At 59.5% G+C, this 21,346-nt stretch carries 17 protein-coding genes; 6 read left to right on the plus strand and 11 right to left on the minus strand.

Annotated features, from left to right (window positions below; all coding sequences use genetic code 11):
* Window positions 1–312: 312 nt before the first annotated feature.
* On the plus strand, window positions 313–1,158 hold the full coding sequence (locus tag ACOYXJ_RS23770; RefSeq protein ID WP_224793216.1) for a site-specific integrase: 846 nt from the start codon (window positions 313–315) through the stop codon (window positions 1,156–1,158).
* A 6-nt stretch (window positions 1,159–1,164) separates the two neighbouring features.
* Here the strand turns inward: ACOYXJ_RS23770 and ACOYXJ_RS23775 are convergent, their stop codons facing one another.
* The 5 genes from ACOYXJ_RS23775 to ACOYXJ_RS23795 form a co-directional block, all read right to left on the minus strand.
* The gene (locus ACOYXJ_RS23775; RefSeq protein ID WP_150792699.1) at window positions 1,165–1,719 is read right to left on the minus strand and encodes a PqiC family protein; all 555 of its coding nucleotides are present in this window, start codon (window positions 1,717–1,719) and stop codon (window positions 1,165–1,167) included.
* 16 nt (window positions 1,720–1,735) lie between these two features.
* Window positions 1,736–3,391: a PqiB family protein gene (locus tag ACOYXJ_RS23780; protein ID WP_460371798.1), complete on the minus strand. Its 1,656-nt coding sequence runs from the start codon at window positions 3,389–3,391 to the stop codon at window positions 1,736–1,738.
* A 259-nt stretch (window positions 3,392–3,650) separates the two neighbouring features.
* Window positions 3,651–4,952, minus strand: a complete 1,302-nt coding sequence (locus ACOYXJ_RS23785; RefSeq protein WP_460371800.1) for an NAD(P)/FAD-dependent oxidoreductase — start codon at window positions 4,950–4,952, stop codon at window positions 3,651–3,653.
* Window positions 4,949–6,037 carry a polyamine ABC transporter substrate-binding protein gene (locus tag ACOYXJ_RS23790; RefSeq protein ID WP_460371802.1) on the minus strand — a complete coding sequence of 363 codons (1,089 nt, stop codon included), beginning with the start codon at window positions 6,035–6,037 and terminating at the stop codon, window positions 4,949–4,951. Before ACOYXJ_RS23790 ends, ACOYXJ_RS23785 begins: the two co-directional genes overlap by 4 nt.
* A 156-nt stretch (window positions 6,038–6,193) precedes the next feature.
* Window positions 6,194–7,552 carry a glutamine synthetase family protein gene (locus ACOYXJ_RS23795; RefSeq protein WP_150792703.1) on the minus strand — a complete coding sequence of 453 codons (1,359 nt, stop codon included), beginning with the start codon at window positions 7,550–7,552 and terminating at the stop codon, window positions 6,194–6,196.
* A gap of 162 nt (window positions 7,553–7,714) precedes the next feature.
* Between ACOYXJ_RS23795 and ACOYXJ_RS23800 the strand changes: the two genes are divergently transcribed.
* The 4 genes from ACOYXJ_RS23800 to ACOYXJ_RS23815 all read left to right on the plus strand — a co-directional run bounded on the left by ACOYXJ_RS23800 (window position 7,715) and on the right by ACOYXJ_RS23815 (window position 12,634).
* The gene (locus tag ACOYXJ_RS23800) at window positions 7,715–8,614 is read left to right on the plus strand and encodes a helix-turn-helix domain-containing protein (RefSeq protein WP_460371804.1); all 900 of its coding nucleotides are present in this window, start codon (window positions 7,715–7,717) and stop codon (window positions 8,612–8,614) included.
* Window positions 8,615–8,701: 87 nt separating this feature from the next.
* On the plus strand, window positions 8,702–9,211 hold the full coding sequence (locus ACOYXJ_RS23805; protein ID WP_038361341.1) for a sigma-70 family RNA polymerase sigma factor: 510 nt from the start codon (window positions 8,702–8,704) through the stop codon (window positions 9,209–9,211).
* Window positions 9,211–10,158, plus strand: a complete 948-nt coding sequence (locus tag ACOYXJ_RS23810; protein ID WP_460371806.1) for a FecR domain-containing protein — start codon at window positions 9,211–9,213, stop codon at window positions 10,156–10,158. Before ACOYXJ_RS23805 ends, ACOYXJ_RS23810 begins: the two co-directional genes overlap by 1 nt.
* Window positions 10,159–10,225: 67 nt before the next feature.
* Complete coding sequence (locus tag ACOYXJ_RS23815; RefSeq protein ID WP_460371808.1) at window positions 10,226–12,634, plus strand: TonB-dependent receptor; 2,409 nt, start codon at window positions 10,226–10,228, stop codon at window positions 12,632–12,634.
* Between the two features lie 55 nt (window positions 12,635–12,689).
* Here ACOYXJ_RS23815 and ACOYXJ_RS23820 read toward each other — a convergent pair whose 3' ends face one another.
* The 6 genes from ACOYXJ_RS23820 to ACOYXJ_RS23845 all read right to left on the minus strand — a co-directional run bounded on the left by ACOYXJ_RS23820 (window position 12,690) and on the right by ACOYXJ_RS23845 (window position 19,527).
* A complete protein-coding gene (locus tag ACOYXJ_RS23820; RefSeq protein ID WP_460371810.1) occupies window positions 12,690–13,682 on the minus strand; it encodes a LacI family DNA-binding transcriptional regulator in 993 nt (330 codons plus the stop codon).
* 75 nt (window positions 13,683–13,757) lie between these two features.
* Window positions 13,758–15,260 carry a glycoside hydrolase family 32 protein gene (locus ACOYXJ_RS23825; RefSeq protein ID WP_460371812.1) on the minus strand — a complete coding sequence of 501 codons (1,503 nt, stop codon included), beginning with the start codon at window positions 15,258–15,260 and terminating at the stop codon, window positions 13,758–13,760.
* Complete coding sequence (locus ACOYXJ_RS23830; RefSeq protein WP_460371814.1) at window positions 15,257–16,402, minus strand: ABC transporter ATP-binding protein; 1,146 nt, start codon at window positions 16,400–16,402, stop codon at window positions 15,257–15,259. The genes ACOYXJ_RS23825 and ACOYXJ_RS23830 overlap by 4 nt, the downstream gene beginning before the upstream one ends.
* 27 nt (window positions 16,403–16,429) lie before the next feature.
* Window positions 16,430–17,272, minus strand: a complete 843-nt coding sequence (locus ACOYXJ_RS23835; protein WP_160040144.1) for a carbohydrate ABC transporter permease — start codon at window positions 17,270–17,272, stop codon at window positions 16,430–16,432.
* Window positions 17,269–18,231: a carbohydrate ABC transporter permease gene (locus tag ACOYXJ_RS23840; protein ID WP_460371816.1), complete on the minus strand. Its 963-nt coding sequence runs from the start codon at window positions 18,229–18,231 to the stop codon at window positions 17,269–17,271. Before ACOYXJ_RS23840 ends, ACOYXJ_RS23835 begins: the two co-directional genes overlap by 4 nt.
* Before the next feature lie 21 nt (window positions 18,232–18,252).
* Window positions 18,253–19,527: an ABC transporter substrate-binding protein gene (locus ACOYXJ_RS23845; protein ID WP_460371818.1), complete on the minus strand. Its 1,275-nt coding sequence runs from the start codon at window positions 19,525–19,527 to the stop codon at window positions 18,253–18,255.
* A 166-nt stretch (window positions 19,528–19,693) separates the two neighbouring features.
* Here ACOYXJ_RS23845 and ACOYXJ_RS23850 point away from each other — a divergent pair, with 166 nt between their 5' ends.
* Window positions 19,694–21,259 (plus strand): carbohydrate porin, encoded by a 1,566-nt coding sequence (locus tag ACOYXJ_RS23850; RefSeq protein WP_460371820.1) that lies wholly within the window; start codon window positions 19,694–19,696, stop codon window positions 21,257–21,259.
* Window positions 21,260–21,346 lie beyond the last annotated feature (87 nt).

The raw sequence follows: 21,346 nt of genomic DNA on the forward strand, positions 1-21,346 counted from the left end.
CAACCTGTTGTAACTAAGGTTATGCGTGTTTTTGTCAAAGGAACATGAAAAAACGGTCGGCGATTCGTCTATCTGTAAGCCATACAGCCACCGTTCAGACTTCTTCCGTTCATCGGCTGTTTTAGTCGAAAAGTCTTACGAAAGAGTCGCTCTTTATATAAGTTTGTTTGCACTTTTAAGTTGTTTTGTTGAACTGTTTTCTATTCAAGGCCGTTTCGTTTGATTGACTTGTCGAGTACTGAATCCACCCCGTCCAACACTAATCCGCTGACGCTTTATCTGGCGCGCCTGGCGCCTTCCAGCCAACTGACCATGCGCTATGTCTTGCAGGATGCTGCGGACCGCCTCGGTTTCGAAGACGTGGATATCGAAGAAATCCCCTGGCACGGGTTGCAACCGGAAGACGTCGTGGCGCTGGTCGCCGCTTTGCGCGCCGACGGTTATGCGCCGAATACCTCGTCGCTGTATGTGAATGCCGTGCGCGGGGTGATGAACGAAGCGTGGCGCATGAGCCTGATCTCTCAGGATCACCTGCTGAAGATGCGTTCAGTCAAAGGTATTGCCGGCACGCGGTTATCTCAGGGGCGCAACTTGAAGCGCACCTTGATCCACGAATTGATGGAAGTCTGTGCCGCTGATCCGCGCCCTCAAGGGCTGCGCGATGCGGCAGTGATTGCGTTGTTGTACGGCACCGGCATGCGTAAATCGGAGTCGGTGGACCTGGACTTGAATCAGGTCGACTTCACCGAGCGCAGCCTCACCGTTACCGGCAAAGGCAATAAACAACTGATCAAGTACGCACCGGCCTGGGCGTTCGCCAAACTCGATGCATGGCTGGAGCTGCGACGTTCAGAGCTGAAGGAGGGTGAGAGCGACGATGCCTTTCTGTTCAACCGTATCCGTCGCGGCAGTCATATCACCCGCGAGCGCATCACCAAACACGCGATCTATTACATCGCCCGTCAGCGTGGCACGCAGGTCGGGGTGAAGATCATGCCGCACGATTTCCGCCGTTCGTTTATCACACGGGTGATCGAGGAACATGATCTGTCGATTGCGCAGAAGCTCGCGCACCACAGCAACATCCAGACCACCGCCAACTACGATGTGCGTGATGACAACGAGCGGCGGCGTGCGGTGGATCGCTTCGATCTGTAGGCCCCGTCACGACGAGGAAGGGCAGGTGCGCGCGTTGCCGGTGGCCGCCCGACTGATCTGCTCGGCCAGCCGTTTGACGTTGTGCTGCTGGGCGCCCACCAGATCATCGATGGTCGGGCCGGACGGTGTTTGCAGGGTCGAACGGCAGGTCAGCAAACCATTGTCAGTGGCGCCGTCGGGACGCAAGCGCCATTTGGCGTCGATCAGGCCGTACTGACCGGGGATCGAGTCGAAGCGTTGCACTTCGATGCGCACCGAAACATTGCCTTGCCCACTGGTATTGCTCAATTGATCGGCCAACGCACCGCGCAACTCATCCGCCAGTGTCGCCCCCCACCAATCGGTTTCCAGAATCGCCAGGCCGCTGTTGCCTTGGCGGATAACGATTTGCGCCCGGTCGACCTGCGGCGGCACGCTCAGCGCTTCGATCGGAATCTGCGCGCCGGTCCGGGTGTTGGCGATCTGCACTGGCGTCAGCGTGTGAAAGCTGATCGGGTCGCTGCGGCACGCGCCCAGCAGCATGAACGCAGCGAGCACGGTGATTTTCAGCGGTACAGCCATGGTTCAGCTCCTGTGCTCAGTTGCGTGGCGGGCCTTTCAGGTCGATAGGCGCGGCGTTATCGGGGCGACCACGAATCAGCGATTCCGGATGCCGTCCAAGGTAATCCGACAGCTCACGCAGCGAACGCGACATGCGCCCGAGTTCGTCGAGGGTTTCCGTGAGTTTCTCGCGTTGCGGCGAATCCTCGGCCAACGTGGAACTGGCGGACTGCAAGGTCTTGCTGACATCAGCGAGGGTGCTTTGCACGCCCGGCAGGGTCTTGGCGTTGAACTGGGTCAGGCCTTTGCGTAGCTCGATCAGATTGCTGTCGAGGTTGTTGGCGATGCGATCAACCGGCAGCTTGTTGAGCTTGTCGACCACGGCTTCGAGTTTCTCCTGCAGCTGTTCGAGGCTGCCGGGAACGGTCGGTAGAACGACCGGGCGAGCAGTCGGGTCGAACGCGACTTTTTCCGCTTTCGGGAAGAAATCCAGTGCCACGTACAACTGGCCGGTCAGCAGGTTGCCACTGCGCGCCTGAGCACGCAGGCCATTATCGACGAAGGTGCCCAGCAGGCGGATGCCAGCGGCTTCGTCGTTGGGGTCGTGCTTGAATTCGGTGAGCATCTTTTTGTAGGCCTGACCGAGACGCTGCGGGTAAATGACGATGCCGACGTTGAGTGGGAAGGTGCGTTTTTTCGCATCGAAATCCAGGTTGATGCCCACGACCCGGCCGATCTCCATACCGAGGAACTCGACCGGCGCATCGACCTTGAGTCCGCGCAGTGACTGTTCGAAACGCAGCACCATGTATTGCGCCTTGCCATTCGGTGGGGCGAGGGCGCTCTGCTGGTCGGCGAACAGTTCGAAATCCTTGTCGTCGGCGGCGGCCACATCGTTGGGACTGTAATCCGGAGCACGGAACGCAATACCGCCCACCAGCAGGGTCGACAGCGATTCGGTCTTCACGGCAAAGCCGTTGGCACCGACATTGATGTCGATGCCGCTGGCATTCCAGAAACGGGTGTTTTCGGTGACGAACGCGTCGTTCGGCGCGTGAATGAACACCTCGATATCGACCCCTTTGCCTTCGGGGTTGAGGGCGTAAGTGACGACCTGGCCGACCGGAATCTTGCGGTAATAGACCGGTGAACCAATGTCCAGTGAACCTAGGTCCGGCGCATGCAGCATGAAGCGCTTGCCGGGTTCGCCATAGGTGATCGGCGGCGGATTTTCCAGACCCTTGAAGTTCTTTGCGCGGCCATCGGACTGGCCGACGTCGGCGCCGATGTAGTCACCGGAAAGCAGGGTGTCGATGCCCGAAACGCCGCCAGCGCCAATGCGCGGGCGCACCACCCAGAACTGTGAATCTTCGCGCGTGAAGGTTTCCGCTTGTTTGGACAGTTTGATGGTGGCGTCGACGCTTTTCTGGTCGCCACTCAACTCGACGTCCGTCACCTGACCGATGACCACGTTGCGGTACTTGACCTCGGTCTTGTTCGCCGTCAGGCCGCTGCCTGTCTTGAAGTTGACAATGATCGTCGGCCCTTCCTGCATCACGTTGTGCACCACCAGCGAAATGCCAACGAGCACCGCCACGATCGGCACAATCCAGACGAGCGAAATGCCGAAACGGCGGGTTTTGACTGGGGCTTGGCCTGGTGCTCGCGGCTCGTCGGTGGCTGACGACTTCATCCATGTCCTCCTCGATTGATTGGGCACTGAGCGTCAGGAACGCAAAAGCACCTCATCAATATAGAAGTGCTTGGCGATAGAGCAAATGTGTATAGCTCACCTGTGCTTGATGATCGTTCCCATGCTCTGCGTGGGAATGCCTCAAGGGACGCTCTGCGTCCAGTGACGCGGAGCGTCACGGGCTGCATTCCCACGCAGAGCGTGGGAACGATCAAGCGCAGCCGGGAACGATCAGATCGTGTCAGCGCGGTCTGCGCTGTCAGCCGAGCATTTCCCGCAAGCGATACCAGAACATCCCCAGTGCCAGTAGTGGCGAGCGCAGGGCCGTGCCGCCGGGGAAGGTCATGTGCGGGACGCCGCTGAACACGTCCATGCCTTGGCTGTGGCCGGCATGAATCGCCTCGCCGAGCAGTTTTGCGCACCAGTGCGTGACGTTCAGACCGTGGCCGGAATAGCCCTGCGCATAGAACACGTTCGGGTGTTGCTTGAGGCGGCCGACCTGCGGAAAGCGGTTGGCGGTGATGCCAATCTTGCCGCCCCATTGGTAATCGATGCGCACGTCCGCCAGTTGCGGGAAGACCTTGAGCATCTTCGGCCGCATATAAGCGGCGATGTCCGCCGGATCGCGCCCGGAATAGTGGCAGGCACCGCCGAACAGCAAGCGCCGATCGGCGGAGAGCCGGTAGTAATCGAGGCCGACTTTCTGGTCGCACACCGCCAGATTCTGCGGAATCAGTTGCGCCGCGCGCGCCTCGGACAACGGTTCGGTGGCGATGATGTAACTGCCGGCCGGCAGCACCTTGCCACTGAGTTGTTGTTCGAGTTCGTCCAGATGCGCATTGCAGCCGAGCACCAGACTGCCGGCGCGTACCGTGCCGCTTGCGCAGCGCACCTGCACGGTCGGGCCGTGGATGATCTCCAGCACTTCACTCTGCTCGAAAATCCTCACGCCGAGCGACGCTGCCAATCGCGCTTCGCCTTGCACCAAGTCCAGCGGGTGCAGGTGACCGGAACCCATGTCCACCAGGCCACCGGCATAGATGTCAGAGTTGACCACCTGCTGGCGCACCTGCTCGGGGCCGATCAGCCGGGTTTCGTGGGCATAGCCGAGTTCGGCGAGATCGACCAGTTCATCCTTGAAGGCAGCGAACTGCGCCGTGGTGTTGGCTAGATCGCAGAAGCCCCAGCGCAGATCGCACTCGATGCCGTTGTCGCCGATGCGCTGGCGTACCAGTTCCACCGAATCGATGCCGGCACGCTGCAAGTAACGCACGCCTTCCTGACCGACATACTTGGCGAAGCCTTCAACGTCATGGCCGATCCCGCGAATCAACTGACCGCCATTGCGCCCGCTGGCGCCCCAGCCGATACGCCGGGCTTCGATCAACACCACCGACAACCCGCGCTGGGCCAGTTCGATGGCGGTGTTGACCCCGGTGAACCCGCCGCCGATCACGCAGACATCGGCGCTCAGATCACCTTCCAGTTGCGGATAAGGTGTAGTCGCCCGAGCCGACGCGGCGTAGTAAGAGCGGGCGTGTTCCTGGGTGTACTGATTCATTTGTTCGACTTCACTTTGCTCCAGGAGCGGGTCATCAGACGCATGATCGCCTGGGGCGGGGTAGAGGAGATGTAGAGCTTGTCGAGCACTGCCTGGGATGGGTAAACCTCAGGGTTGTTGACCAGCTCCTGATCCATGTATTGCTTGGCCGCCGGGTTCGGGTTGGCATAACCGACCGAGGCGCTGACCTTGGCGATCACTTGCGGATCGAGCAGGTAATTGATGAAGGCGTGGGCTTCTTTGGTGTTGCTGGCGTCGGCCGGAATGGCCAACAGATCGAACCAGAGGTTGGCGCCTTCCTTCGGAATGGCGTAAGCGATGTTCACGCCATTCTTGGCTTCCTTGGCGCGGTTGGCGGCCTGGAACACGTCGCCGGAATAACCGAAGGCTACGCAGATATCGCCGTTGGCCAGGTCCGACACGTACTTCGAAGAATGGAAATAGGTGATGTACGGGCGGATGCTCAGCAGTTTCGCTTCAGCCTTTTTATAGTCTTCCGGGTTTTCGCTGCGCGGGTCCAGGCCCATGTAATTGAGCACAGCGGGGAAGACTTCGTCGGCGGAGTCCATCATCGACACGCCGCACTGGCTGAGTTTTTTCAGGTTCTCAGGCTCGAACAGCACGGCCCAGGAATCGATGTGATCGATGCCCAGCACTTGCTTGACCTTGTCGACGTTGTAACCGATGCCGTTAGTGCCCCACAGGTACGGCACCGAGTGCTCGTTGCCCGGGTCGTTTTTCTCCAGCAGTTCGAGCAGTTTCGGGTCGAGGTTCTTGAAGTTCGGCAGTTGCGAGCGATCAAGTTTGAGGAATGCGCCGGCCTTCACCTGACGCGCGAGGAAGTGGTTGGACGGCACCACCACGTCGTAACCTGTGCGCCCGGCGAGGAGCTTGCCTTCCAGGGTTTCGTTGGAATCGAAAACGTCGTAGATCACCTTGATCCCGGTTTTACTCTGGAAGTCGGCGAGGGTGGTTTCGCCGATGTAGTCGGTCCAGTTGTAGACGCTGACCTGGGGTTGGGCTTGGGCTACCGCGCTGAACAGCAAGCTCAGGGCGACCGGGAGTACGGATTTCAACAGACGCATTTCGACACCTCTTCTTATAATGATCGTTCCCACGCTCTGCGTGGGAATGCCTCAACGGACGCTCCGCGTTCGGCTTTGGATGGGACGCGGAGCGTCCCGGGCTGCATTCCCACGCAGAGCGTGGGAACGATCGACACAGGGGACTTTTGGGTTGGGTTAAACGCTCAGCATCAGGAACTCACGCTCCCACGAGCTGATCACGCGCTTGAAGTTTTCATGCTCGGCACGCTTCACCGCGACATAGCCACGGACGAACTTGTCGCCAAGGTATTGCGCCACGGTTTCGCATTCTTCCATCTGCGTCAGCGCTTCCTCGATGGTGATCGGCAGGCGCAGGTTGCGACGCTCGTAAGCGCGGCCCTGGACCGCGGCGCTCGGCGCGATGGCTTCGACCATGCCGATGTAACCGCAGAGCAAACTGGCGGCAATCGCCAGATACGGGTTGGCATCGGCACCCGGCAGGCGGTTTTCCACGCGCATGGCTTCCGGGCTGGAAGTCGGCACACGCAAACCCACGGTGCGGTTTTCTTCGCCCCATTCGACGTTGACCGGTGCCGAGGTGTCCGGCAGGAAGCGGCGGAACGAGTTGACGTTCGGCGCGAACATCGGCAGCACTTTCGGAATGTACTTCTGCAAACCACCGATGTAGTGCAGGAACAGTTCGCTCATCTGCCCGTCAGCGTTGGCGAATATCGGTTTGCCGGTGGCGATGTCCACCACGCTCTGGTGGATGTGCATGGCGCTGCCCGGCTCGTCGCCGATCGGCTTGGCCATGAACGTCGCGGCAACGTTGTGCTTGAGCGCTGCCTCACGCATGGTGCGTTTGAACACGGTGATCTGGTCGGCAAGATCCAGTGCGTCGCCATGACGGAAGTTGATTTCCATCTGCGCCGGGCCGTCTTCGTGGATCAGCGTATCGAGGTCCAGGCCTTGCAATTCGCACCAGTCGTAGACGTCTTCGAACAGCGGATCGAATTCGTTGGCAGCATCGATGGAGAACGACTGCCGACCGCTTTCTGCACGGCCCGAGCGGCCCAATGGTGCCTTGAGCGGCAAGTCCGGGTCTTCGCAGCGCTGGGTCAGGTAGAACTCCATTTCCGGCGCCACAATCGGCTTCCAGCCTTTGTCGGTGTACAGCTGCAAGACTTTCTTCAGCACGTTGCGCGGCGACAGTTCGATCGGGTTGCCGAACTTGTCGAAGGTATCGTGGATGACGATGGCGGTAGGTTCGATCGCCCACGGAATCACGTAGACCGCGTCAGCCACAGGCTTGCAGACCATGTCGATATCGGCAGGATCGAGCAGGTCGTAGTAGATGTCGTCGTCGACAAAATCCCCGGTTACCGTTTGCAGCAGCACACTTTCCGGCAGGCGCATGCCTCGCTCATGCAGGAACTTGTTGGTCGGTGCGATCTTGCCGCGGGCAATGCCGGTCAAGTCGCTGACCACACATTCGACTTCGGTAATCTTGTGATCTTTCAGCCATGTGAACAGCTGATCGAAAGGGGCATTCATAAAGACCTCGTTATTGGTTTTATAGACGCCGGGGAGGGCGGGTTTCATCTTCCGCCCCTTCCCCTGTGGCGCGTTGACGACTATCTTGGGCGAGCCTTGCAGTTCCATCTATCCACTTTAAGCAGCACCAAAGCGCACCAAAAGAGTGCGCAAGGTCACCCCATGACGACGTGCAATCCGCTACAAGTCCAAGCGTTCAACACCGCCGATGTGGCCGAGCAAGTCCGCGCCACACCGGGCTGGGTCCAGCATTACCAACAGATGTCGCCGGGCCATTTCGCCGGGCATATCCGCTATCTGGATCTGCAAGGTGTCGAGGTCTATGAAGAGCAGATGAACACCCGCGTCGAGCAGAATTTCAGCGCTCCATCGGGTGCTCTAGCGTTCTGTTTTGATCGCAGCGACAACGCGCTGTACCTGCTCAATGAAGAGAGCCGCAACATCTGGATCACCCCGGAGAACTACCAGGAAATCGCCGTGGTGTTCGGTCCGGAGTTTGTCCGTCAGCACGGTCTGAATGTGGCGAAACTCGAAGGGTTGTTCATGACGCAACTCAATTGCGGGCAGAACGCCTTGTTCAGTCGCTGGTTAAGCTCGACTCTCACGAAGTTGTCGCAAGCTATTGATCCGCTTGATAAAGATGCGCTGACAAAACAGCTGCTTGAAGACTGTTTGTTCATCCTCGACAACGCTCACACAAGTCTCGATCGCGGCGGCTTACAGCGTCGTACCGAAGAGCGGATGATCATGAAACGCGTAGGGGAGTGGGCAGCGGATTCGCCGGAAGACACCGTCAATCTGCTCGAACTTTCCCACGTGGCAGGGGTGCCACTGCGCCAATTGCAACAAGCCTTCAAGGCCTACACCGGGATGACGCCGAGTCACTGGCTGCGCCTGCGCCGGTTGAACAGCGCACACCGTGAATTGCTCAAGCGCCGGCCAACGGAAACGACGGTTGCCGAGGTGGCGATGCACTGGTCGTTCTGGCATTTGGGAAGGTTTTCAAGCAGTTACCGGGCGTTGTTCAAGGAGTTGCCGAGCGAGACCTTGAAGCGCTCATGAATGCCGAGGATAAAAAGGCTTTGTGTCGGCGCGCAAGTTAAATAGAATCACTCTCATTTGAAACTGACTTCGCGCAGGACTCTTGAGATGACTGAAGCAGCGACGCCATCGCCGCAGCACCTGCACGAACTGTATCGCGATCACCGGGGCTGGCTGGAAACCTGGCTGCGGCGGCGCATGGGCAATGCCTGGGATGCGGCGGACCTGAGCCAGGACACCTTCTTGCGTGTGCTGTGCAGCGCTCAGCCGATTGCCGACATGCGTGAACCGCGCGCGTATTTGCTGACCGTGGGCAAACGCTTGCTGAGCAACTTCTACACCCGCCGCAGCCTGGAAAAAGCCTACCTCGAAGCCCTCGCGCAGTTGCCCGAAGAATGCGTGCCGTCGCCCGAGCAGCGTTGGCTGCTGCTGGAAACCCTGCAAGCGCTGGATGAGCTGCTCGATGGTTTGCCGCGAGCGGTGCGTCGGGCCTTTCTCCTGAGTCAGCTCGAAGGCCTCGGTTACCGTGAAATCGCCGAACGTTTGCAAGTTTCGGAGCGCAGCATAAAACGTTATATGGCAATGGCTTACGAGCATTGTTTGATGTTGGATCTATGATGCGCGTGGCACCCAACACCGAAGCGCGTGAAGTGGCGCGAGCCGCCGCACAGTGGTTGGCATTGCTCGAATCCGGCGAGGCCAGTGAAGCCGATCACATGCGACTGAAGCACTGGCGCGACAGCGATAGCCGCCATGAAAACGCCTGGCAGAAGATTCAATCGTTGCGTCAGCGCTTTGCCAGTCTGCCGACAGAATTGGCCATGGCCACACTCGATCGCCCGGATCTGGCGCGGCGTGCAGCATTGAAAAGGGCGCTGGGGCTGGCGGCTTTGGTGCCTGCGGCGTGGCTGATCAGTCGCCAGTTGCCGCTCGACGTCTGGCGCGCGGATTTGCAGACTTCCACCGGAGAGCACACGCGTACACGGCTGGCCGACGGCAGCACCTTGCAACTGAACACCGCCAGTGCGGTGAACGTCGATCTGGCCAGCCGTCAGTTGACGTTGGTGCGCGGCGAAATGGCGCTCAACGTTCCGGGTGGCACGGCATTGACGGTCAACGCGCCGTACGGTCGGATCATTGTCAGCCGCAGCGAAGTCTGCGTGCGCCTCAACGAGCGTGAGTGCAACGTGTCGGTGGTCAGCGGCTCGGTGCAATTGCAGCCGTTGCACGGGCCGGCGCTGCAGTTGAGCGCCGGGCAACAGGTCAATTTGCAGGCCTCCGGCGCCGGACCGATCGCGCTGTTCGACGCCAAAATGCCGGGTTGGCGTGACGGTGTGTTGATGGCGCAAAACCAACCGTTGGGGGATTTCCTGCGCGAGTTGAGCCGTTATCGCTCGGGACTGCTGCGCTGGGAGCCGGCACTTGAACGTCTGCGGGTCACCGGCAGTTTCCGTCTCGACGACACCGATAAAGTGCTGGCCCTGCTGGCGGCGAGCCTGCCGTTGGAGGTGCATTCGCGCACGCGTTTCTGGGTAACGCTGGCGCCGCGAAAAAATATCGTCTGAAGCCTGTCCCTTTTTTTCGCCTCACCGGTCATTGCAGGTAAGTGAACAAAATCGAGAGCTTCTTCCAATGCCCGCAGTATTCCCAAGTCGTTTGCGTCCGTTGTTGCAGTTGAGCCTCCTGCTGAGCCTGAGTGCCAGCCCTGTGTTGATCCAGTCCAGTTGGGCCGAAGACGCCGCTCGGCGCAGTTACCAGGTGCCAGCCGGTAGTTTGAGTGCAGCACTGACCCGATTTGCCGGGTTGGCAGGGGTCAATCTGTCGGTCGATCCGGCACTGGTGAGTGGCCGCAACAGCAACGGTTTGTCCGGCGAATTCGCTGTGGAGGAGGGGTTCGCTCGCTTGTTGCTGGGTTCCGGTCTGCAACTGCAACCGCAACCGCTGGGCGATCATGCTTACACATTGATTCCCGCCACCGAGGGCAGCAGCCTGCAACTGGCGCCGACGTCGATCCTCGGCGCCAGTGATTCGACAGGTGCCGATGTATTTGCCGGAGGGCAGGTGGCGCGACGCGGTTCGCAGGGTTTGCTGGGGTCCAAGGACTTCATGGAGACCCCGTTCAGCATGACCACCTACACCAGCGAGGCGGTGAAGAATCAGCAGGCGCGCACCCTGGGCGATCTGATTTCCAGCGATCCATCGGTGCGTGCAACCAACCCGGCCGGTGGCCGCTACGAGCAGTTCACCATCCGTGGTTTCAGTCTGTTCAACAGCGACGTCGCCTATAACGGCCTCTATGGTGTGCTGCCGACGTACACCATTGATATGGAAATGGCCGATCGTGTGGATATCATCAAAGGCCCGAGCCAGCTCATCAACGGCATTTCGCCGCGGGGCAGCGTAGGCGGGGGGATCAATGTGGTGCCCAAGCGAGCCACCGACAAACCGATCACCTCGCTGACGGCCAATTATGCGTCGAACAATCAGGTCGGCGGCGCGGTGGATGTCGGCCGGCGGTTCGGTGAAGACAATCAGTTTGGCCTGCGTTTCAACGGCGTGAAGCAATCCGGTGACACGGAATGGGATCACCAGAGCGTCGACCGTGACATGGCCGTGCTCGGCCTCGATTTTCGCGGTGAGCGCTTGCGACTTTCCACCGATATCGGCCACACCGAACGCGACACCGACGCGCCGCAGGAGCGCGTGCAGGTCGCGGCCAATGCCAAGGTTCCGAGCGCGAACAAGGTGCATCGCAACTACGCGCAACCCTGGACTCAGGCGAAAACCGAGGACACCTTCGGTACGTTCAACGCCGAGTTCGACGTCAATGATTCGGTGATGCTGTACGGCGGCGTCGGCGCGCGCAAAAGTAATCATGACTTCTTGCGCCACGCCGTTTCCGTCACCAACGATGCCGGTGATTTCAGCGTACTGCCGCGTGATTTCACCCGCGACGAGAATGTCCGTACCGCCACCGCCGGCGTGCGCAACTGGTTCCATACCGGGCCGGTGAGCCACGAGGTCAACCTCGCGGCCAGCTACTTCTACATGGATTTCGAGAACGGCGGCGCGCGTTACGCGGCAGGGCGCAGCAACCTGTATGACCCGGTGGAAACCGCCAAACCCGGTACGCCGACACGTAATGACGCCAAGGTCTACACGGAAAACCGCTTCAGCGGCGTAGCGCTGTCCGACACCCTGGGCTTTTTCGACGATCGATTGCTGCTGACCCTCGGTGCGCGCTGGCAGCGGGTGAAAGTTGATGACTGGAGCGATGACGTTAAAGGCGACACCGCTTACGACGAGGAAAAGGTTTCGCCTTCGGGTGGGATTCTGTTCAAGGCAACTGACAAGCTGTCGTTGTACGCCAACTACATGGAAGGCTTGAGCCAAGGCAAAATCGCGCCGTCGACCTCCATCAACGAGGACGAAATCTTCCCGCCATTTATCAGCCGCCAGGTTGAAGTGGGGGCCAAATACGACGCCGGCGCCTACGCGTTGACCGCTGCGGTGTTTCGCATCAAGCAACCGGCCTACGAAACCAACGCCACCACGCGAGTCTTCGGGCCCAATGGCAAGCGCGAGAGCAATGGCGTGGAGTTGAGCGTATTCGGCGAACCGCTCAAAGGCTTCCGTTTGCTTGGCGGCGTGATGTACATCGACAGCGAATTGACCCAGACCACCAATGGCACCTTCGACGGCAATCGCGCGCCGGCGACGCCGAAATACAACGTCAATCTGGGCGCAGAGTGGGACGTGCCGAGTGTGCAGGGGCTGACGCTGACAAGCCGTGGCATCTATTCGAGTTCGCAGTATCTGGATCAGTCCAACGAGAAGGAAATCGATTCCTGGGAGCGCTTCGATGTGGGCACGCGGTACGCCTTCAAAGTTGATGAGAAAACCATCACCCTGCGCGCCAATGTCGAGAACGTGCTGGATAAGCGTTATTGGAGTTCGGCAGGGGCGTCCGATGACAGTGAGCCAGGATTGACGTTGTCGACACCGAGAACCTATCTGCTTTCGGCGACAGTGGATTTCTGATTCCACTCGGCAAATCCAAAGCAATCGGGAGTGCTATCAGCGAGCTGACCCACTCTCAGAGTGATGTCCTGACCACCAATGGACAGTCAACTCGCTGAGCTCCCGATAGCTCCAGGGTCTCGATCAGATGCCGTGCAGCCTGGCGCCCAACTTCGTAGTACGGCAGTTGCACGGTGGTCAGCGGCGGGATGAACAACTCGGCAATGCCGATCATGTTGTCGTAGCCGAGCACGGCGACATCGTCGGGAATTTTCAGGCCACGCCCCAACAACAGTTGATAGGCACAAAAGGCAATGCGGTCGTTGCCACAGATCAGAATATCGAATTGGGGGCGACCATCAATGACATGCCGGTCGAGGATAGCGGCTGTTTCACTGTAGGCATCATGATCGGAAAGGTCGTATTGCAGGAGTGTTTCAGGCGCCAGTCCGAATGCCTGACAGGCACGCTGCAGACCCTTTTGTCGCAGCCCCCATGCCAGACTCTGTTTCGGCAGATTGATACACAGAGGACGCTTGTAGCCGAGGCTCAACGCGTGGTGTACGGCGCGATACTGGCCCATTTCGTCGTCGGGCACATAACTGACGAGGCTGCTGTCATCTGCCAGACAATTGGCCAGCACCAGAGGCTTGCTCTTCAAGCGCTCGGGAATGCTGACCTGGCGAAACCCCATGGCGCTGAAGATCAGACCGTCCGGACGGTGCGACAGCATCAGGTCGATGTTCTGGTCGGTGGGCGGGTTGCTTAGCAGGTTGAGGATAAAGACATTCCAGCCGGCCTGCTGCGCGGTCTGTTCAATGGACAGCAGCAGCTCGACCGCGAAGGGCGTGGTCGCAGTGTCCAGCGCGAACACACCGATGGTGCGCGACTGCAGGTTGTCACCGCGCATCTTGCGCGCTGACAGGCTGGGTACGAATTGCAGTTCATCAATGGCACGACGCACCCGTAGAAGGGTTTCGGGGCTCAGTTTTTCCGGAGTATTGAGCGCTCGAGACACCGTCATCAGGGACACGCCGGCCAGTTGTGCAACGTCTTTCACTGAAGTCATGCGAAGTGCGGCCGGTCAGGTTGACGCAGAATCATGACACAGGGCCCGGGCTTCTCGCGACCCGTATGACGCCGCTCATGACCATCCCGAACCGAGCGGCCATGCCTTGGCAATCGAGACGCGCCCGCCACTCCCGCTTGCCACCAGCTTCACACCCAGACTGTCGGAGCGCGGATAGAGGCGACTGCTGAGGCTGAAGCGGCCGTTTTCGTCGAACACCTCGATGGATGAGCGATCGAGGAACACGCGCAGCTCAAGTCGCTCTTGTGTCGGGTCTATCGAGACGCTGCGCTGGCCGGTGACTTGCGCACCCGAGCGGCTGCGATCAAGCACCAGGCGCTGCAGTGACGCATCGTAATAGAGCAGGGTTTCTTCACGGCCATCGTCGCTGCAACGCAAAGCGACTCCCAGGTGGCCGTCAGTGCAGCCGAGCAGATCCAGATGCACATGGATTTCCAGCATGTCGCCGTTTACCTCCGGCACCCGGCGGGTTCCCGACGCTTCCCACCACGGCGTCCCCGGCAATTGCGTCATACGTAGCGCGCTGAGCTCCCGTGCCGGATACACGCAAAGGCGCTCGGCGCGCAGTTCAAGTTCGCGTGGTAATCCGAGCATGCCGCACCAGTGATGGGCCTGGCTCGGCATCGGGCTTTCCCACATGTCCAGCCATGCCCAGACGAGGCGCCGACCATCGGCGGCCAACAGCGTCTGCGCCGCATAGAAATCGTGGCCGTTATCCAACTCGATAAAAGGCCCACCGGTGAAGCGCCACTGGTTGTCGAGCTGGCCCACTCGATAACCGGTCTGGTACTTGTTGAGCCGGTCATAACCGTCGGCTTGCATGCCTTGCGGAGAGTACAGCAGCACATCGCGTCCATTCAGGCGAAACAGGTCCGGGCATTCCCACATATAGCCATCGCCCTCGCTGCCGGCGGACACATAGTCGAGGAATTCCCAGACGTGCAGATCCGTGGAGCGGTACAGCGGCAGCAGCGGCCTGTCGCCCAGACGTGCGCCGGCAATCAGGTACCAATAGCCATCGTCCTGCCAGACCTTGGGGTCACGAAAGTGCATGATGGTGTCTTGCGGCGCGCTGTCGATCACCGCGCCGTGTTTGACGAAGTGGATGCCGTCGTTGCTGGTTGCCAGGCACTGGACCTGTCGGATCAAGCGTTCATCACCCACTTCGCCCAGCCAGGTGTGCCCGGTGTAGATCAGGGCCAGGGTATCGCCACAGACCACGGCGCTACCGGAAAAACAGCCGTCGCGGTCGCAGTCATCGCCGGGGGCCAGCGCAATGGGCAGGTGTTGCCAGTGCACCAGATCGGCACTCTTGGCATGGCCCCAATACATCGGCCCCCATTTCGCGTCGAAGGGGTGATGCTGATAGAACACGTGGTACTCGCCACCAAAGTACACGACGCCGTTCGGGTCGTTCATCCAGCCGGCCGGCGGGGCAATATGATAACCGGGTCGATAATCCTCAATGACGCGGGACTGGCTGTCAGCCAATGCGCGCTGCGCAAGCTCAAGGGTCGAAGACATGGGATCGCTCGGGGTATTCAAAGACAAAGTCATAGGGCGTGTGCTCGGATTGAGCGCAAAGAGAGGTCATCCGCCACGGATTCAATGGCGTGCGGGTGGCGCTTCAATGCCGTGCCGTCGGCGTCGAACAGGTGGATCTTGTCGATGTCCAGTTGCAGCTCGACCCGATCGCCTGCCTGCCATCCGGCGTTGACTTCACAACGACAGATCAATGGCTCGTCCTGCCCGGTATCGAGGTGCACATAGGTTTCACTGCCCAGGTATTCGACCCCGGTCACGACGACGCCAGCCGTTCCCTGCGCCGCTTTGAGCGACAGGTGTTCCGGACGAACGCCCAGGCTCAGCGAGGCGTCTGCCGCCAGGTTCGAGCTGTCGAAGGGCAGGGTGGTCATGCCCAAAACGGCAGCATCAACCAGGCTGGTTTCGCCCGGCGCATGCAGGCGTGCAGGCAGGAAATTCATTTTCGGCGAACCGAGAAAACCGGCGACAAATCGGCTGGCCGGGCGCTCATAGAGTTCGCGCGGTGAGCCGACCTGCTCAATATGGCCGCCATTGAGCACGACAATTTTGTCGGCCAGGGTCATCGCTTCCACCTGATCGTGGGTGACGTAGATCATGGTTGAGCGCAATCGGGCATGCAGTCGGGCGATTTCGTTGCGCATCTGCACCCGCAAGGAGGCATCCAGGTTGGACAGCGGCTCATCGAACAACAGAATGTCCGGCTCCCGCGCCATGGCCCTGCCCATGGCCACACGCTGACGTTGCCCGCCAGACAGTTCTTTCGGTTTGCGTTGCAGCAGTTTGTCCAATTGCAGGATTTGCGCAGTTTTCAGCACCCGCTCGCGCAGGCTGCTCTTTTCCGTCCTGGCCAGTTTGAGACCGAAACTGATGTTGTCGTAGACGCTCATGTGCGGGTACAGCGCATAGGACTGAAAGACCATGCCGACGCCACGTTCGCGCGGTTCCAGGTCGTTGACCCGCCGCCCGTCGATCAGCAGGTCGCCGGCACAGATCGAATCCAGTCCGGCGATCAGTCGCAGCAGTGTCGACTTTCCGCAACCCGAAGGGCCGACGAAGACTACGAATTCACCCGCCGCAATCTCCAGGTTGATGTCGCGAAGAATCCGCGCGCCGCCCAATTGTTTGTTGACGTTGTCCAGTTTCAATTTGATCACGATGCTGTTCCTTGTCTTTGTTGGGCATCAACCCTTTAACGCGCCGGCAGTGAGACCGGAAACGATTCGGCGCTGGAAGATCAGCACCAGAATCACCAGTGGGACGGTGACCAGCACCGAGGCGGCCATCAACAAGCCCCAAGGCAACTCATGGGGGCTGCCGCCGGAAATCAAGGCGATGGCAACCGGCACGGTGCGTTGGCTGTCGGTGAGGGTAAAAGTCAGGGCAAACAGGAACTCGTTCCATGCCGCGATGAAGGCCAACAAGCCCGTGGTGACCAGGGCGGGCCAGAGTAGCGGCAACAACACGCGGGTCAGCGTCACCCAGGGCGACGCACCATCCATGATTGCCGCTTCCTCCAGTTCATGGGGCAGTTGCCCCATGAACGTGGTCAGCACCCAGACGGTGAAGGGCAGGGTGAAAATCGTATAGCTGAGGATCAACGCCCACGAGGTGTTGTAAAGACCCAAGGCGCGGATCACTTCGAACAGTCCCGACAGCACCGCGACTTGGGGAAACATCGACACGCCAAGGACCATCATCAACACCGTGCCACGCCCGCGAAATTTCACCCGGCCCAAGGCATAGGCAGCGGTCAGGCTGAGGAACAGCGCCAGGGTGACCACGCACAGCGCAACCACCAGCGAATTACCGATCGCTCGCAGGAATGAAGCCTGGTGGAGGATCGCCGCGTAATTGGAGAAGTCGGGATGTTCGATCCAGTAACTCACCTCGAACAAGGCGCTGGAGGGCTTCAGCGACGTCACGATGGCGTAGTAGAACGGGAAAACCGCATACAGCAGCAACACCCCGATCAGGCACCAGAATCCGAGGCGCAACAGCGCTTTTTTCAGCAGGCGCGGGCTCATGCGCGGACCTCCAGTTGACGGCGTCCGAGGTAGAGGTAAAGCATGGCGATCACCGCGACCACCAGAAACAGCAGCGTCGATGCCGCGCTGCCGTAACCGACGTCCTGGAACTCCACCAGGTGCTGGCGGGCATACACCGACATGCTCATGGTGCTCGACGAGTTCGAGGTCAGCACATAGATGACGTCGAATACCCGCAGCGAATCGAGGATGCGGAAGATCGCCGCCACCAGCAGTGCAGGCATCAGCAGTGGCAGCGTGACACGCCAGAAAACGTTAAGTGGATGAATGCCATCGACCCTGGCCGCTTCGTAGCAATCGCTCGGCAACATCTGCAAGGCAGCGAGCATCAGCAACGTGACAAAGGGCACGGTCTTCCAGACGTCAACGATGATCACCGCCCACATCGACAGGTCGGCATCTGCCGTCCAGGCCAGAGGCGCGTCAATCAGGCCGAGGCTGAGCATCAGGTGATTGATGATGCCGAACTGGTCGTTGAGCATCCATGACCAGATCTTCGCCGAGACAATCGTCGGAATCGCCCACGGAATCAGAATCAACGCTCGCACCAGAGAACGGCCGGTGAACTTGATGTTCAGCAGCAACGCCACCAACAGTCCCAGCACGACCTCCAGCCCCACCGAGACCACCGTGAAATACAACGTGTTGCGCACCGCATTCCACCAATGTGGATCGACGAGGATGCCCGACCAGCCGGAACCGCTGAACAGCAGATAATTGCTCAGGCCAATGAAGGTTGCGCCACCGGTGTCCGCCAGGCTGGCGTCGGTCAGGCTGAACCAGAATGTGCGCAGCAGCGGCCACGCAGCCACCAGGGCCAGGCAGACCAGCATGGGCGTCAGAAACAGCCAGGCAGCGCGCACCCGGCGACGTTGTACAGGCGTTTCCCTCGTGAGCAGAAACTCGTCAAAAGGGGCATGGGTCGTAGAGACAGACATGGTGATTTCCTTCCTTGTGGCTTACCAGTTCCGGCGTTTGATGCGCGTGAGTTCGCTTTCCAGTTCGGCCAGTGCCTGATCGACGGGCAACTCGCCCGCCAGCACGCCATGCACCCGATCGAAGAAGGCATTGGAGACCCGTGGATAGCGATCGGCGGTGATGGCGGCGGGGCGCATGACCCCAGCATTGAGAATGCTGTGCAACTGAGCGTAATAAGGCATGGCCGCGAGCAACTCGGGATCTTGATACAGCGACTCGATCACCGGGTTATAGCCGCCTTTCAGCGCTCGACGTTTTTGCTCTTGGGCATTGCTCAGGTAGCTCACCAGTTCGGCGGCAAGTTGGGGATGCGCGCTGTAACGCGAGACCGCCAGGCCCCAGCCACCGAGGGTGGAGGCATGCTCGCCGGTCTCGCCGCCGCGGGGCAGGGGAGCGACGCCGACCTGGTCTTTTACGGCGCTGTCCTGGCTTTGCACCAGGGCCCAGACATAAGGCCAGTTACGCATGAACAGCGCATTGCCCGACTGGAATACGCCACGTCCTTCTTCCTCGGTGTAATTGAGCACGCCCCGCGGGGAGATGTCGCCGACCCAGCTTTTCGCCAGGGTCAACGCCGCTCTTGAGGCCTGACTGTTGACCACGATGTCGCCGCGTTGATTGATCAGGCCGCCTTGCGGCTGGCTGCTGATCCACTCCAGCGCATTACACGTCAGCCCCTCGTAGGCACGTCCCTGAAAGATATAACCCCAGAGATTGGCGTTGCCGGCGTTGCGCTCAGCCTGTTGCACATCCCTGGCGGTAGCGGTCATTTCCTCCCACGTCTGAGGAACCTGTTTGTTGTATTTCTCAAGCAGGTCTTTGCGGTAATAGAGCAGCCCAGAGTCGGTGAACCACGGCATCGTCACCAGCCGTCCGTTGACCGTGGCGTTATCGATCTGCGCCTGGAAGTAGCCTTGGGTCGCGTTGGCGGGAAGCACTTCACGCAGATCCATCAGGTGTTTGGCCAGCATCCCCGGCCAGACCATATCGATTTGAATGATGTCGATGTCGGTGGACTGCGCACTGAGGATCTGCTGGTAGAACGACAACCTCTCGGTCGCCGAATTAGGCGTGGAGACCACCTCGACGTTGTTGCCAGTCTGTTTCGACCATGTTTCGACAGCCTCTTTGCACAGCTGCAACTCCGCACCCACCGCACCGCAGGAGATCGTCAGATCGGTTGCGCTCGAGACGGATGGCAGTGCGGCAGACAGGGTGATCAGTGCAACGGGCAGGAGCGATTTCAGGTGTTTCATCGAGCGTCCTTTATTTTTGTTTTTAGAAAAGTTAACGTTAACATCGCCAAATGTAGCAGCGTATTTGCGAGGAGGCATCCTTTTTTTGTCGTTTGTGACAACTCGCGACTCACGCAAAAAAGGCAATCGCGGCAACCAAAAAATAAAAACAAAACAGGGAATCAACATGCAGAAAGGATCAAGCTGGCTACTTGTCGGCGTGCTCGGCACATCGGCAGCGGCTTCTCAGGGCGCGACGCTGGAAGAGCGCATGGCCGCACTTGAAGCGCGTGCCAGCGCAGCGGAAAAGCGTGCGGCCACGGCCGAACAGCAGACTCAGGCACTCGCCCGGGAATTGCAGCAGATCAAATTCGCGACGCCTTCCTCGCAGTCCGTCGCGGCTAACGCAACAGCCATTTCGGCGCCGGCTCTGGATACCCGACTGGCAAAACTCGAAGCCCGTCAGCAAAGCCTGGAGAAGGAGGGCAGTACCGGGAACCTCGCCGATGGATTCAGCTTCAACGGCTATGCGCGCTCCGGGTTGCTGGTCGACGAGGGGCTGGGTGGCGGGCGTGGCGGCCCTTATACAACGCCGGCCGGCTCGGTGGGCGGGGCAGTCGGGCGACTCGGTAACGAGGACGACACCTACATGCGCATCGACCTGTCGAAAGAGATCTATGCGCAAAACGGCACCCGTTCCAAATTCACGGTCTCCATCGCCGACGGCGTGGAAAGCTCCAATGACTGGACGGCCGACGAAAGCAACCTCAACGTACGCCAGGTGTTCGCCACGCTCGACCATGTCGCTGCGTTCAAAGGCAATTCAGTCTTTGAGAACGCTACGCTGTGGGCGGGCAAGCGCTTCGATAGAGATAATTTCGATATCCACTGGCTGGACTCGGACGTCGTTTACCTGGCCGGCACCGGCGGTGGAATTTACGATGTGCAGATGAACAAGCATTGGCGCTCCAATTACTCGTTGATAGGGCGTAGCTACGGGGATTTCAGTCAAGGTGGAATTAATGCCGACGTGGAAAGCTACGTCCTGACCTCCAACCAGTTCTTCGAGGATGGCCAGTGGCAGTGGATGTACAACGCCATCGGCGCCAAGAAAAACGATTTCGGCACCCACACCAACAAAGCCGGTTTGACGCCTGCGGATTCCGGTTTGCACAGCATGTTGGCCAACCATCAGAAAACCTTTTTCGGCAGGGAAGGCTTCTTCAAAACGGCGCTGCTCTATGGGCAAGGTCTGGGGGCCGAGGTCAAGAACGTTGGCTCGGACGGTGAACTGATCGACGACGCCCGCGCGTTGCGTCTGGCGCTTTACGGTGAGACCCCGCTGACCTCTGACTGGCGCATCGGGCCCAGCTTGCTGGCCGAACAGAGCAAGGATCGATACGTCAAAGGTGACGACTACCGCTGGCTGACCCTCAACGTGCGCTTGGCCAACAAAATCAACAGCAACTTCGAAATGGCCTACGAAATGAGCTGGCAAACCATGAACCTCGACCCCAAGGGCTATCTACAACGTAATGCGGTCGATGGTAACTTCTGGAAATTCACGGTCGCCCCGACATTCAAGCTTGACGTTGGCGATCTACTCACGCGTCCGGAGTTGCGAGTGTTCGCCAGCTACATGAACTGGTCTTCGGATCTGGACAGGTTCAGTACTAACGACTCCTTTGGCATGTCCGACTTCCAGGCGGGAGGCGTGTGGCAATACGGCATCCAGATGGAAACCTGGTTTTAATCGTTGAACGCACTTGCCATAGTGCAGTGCTGGAGCGGCTAAGGATGTTCCAGGCTAATGATGTCGTTTATTCCCAGGATGGATGAT

It is taken from the genome of Pseudomonas sp. Tul2A7 (assembly GCF_054790505.1).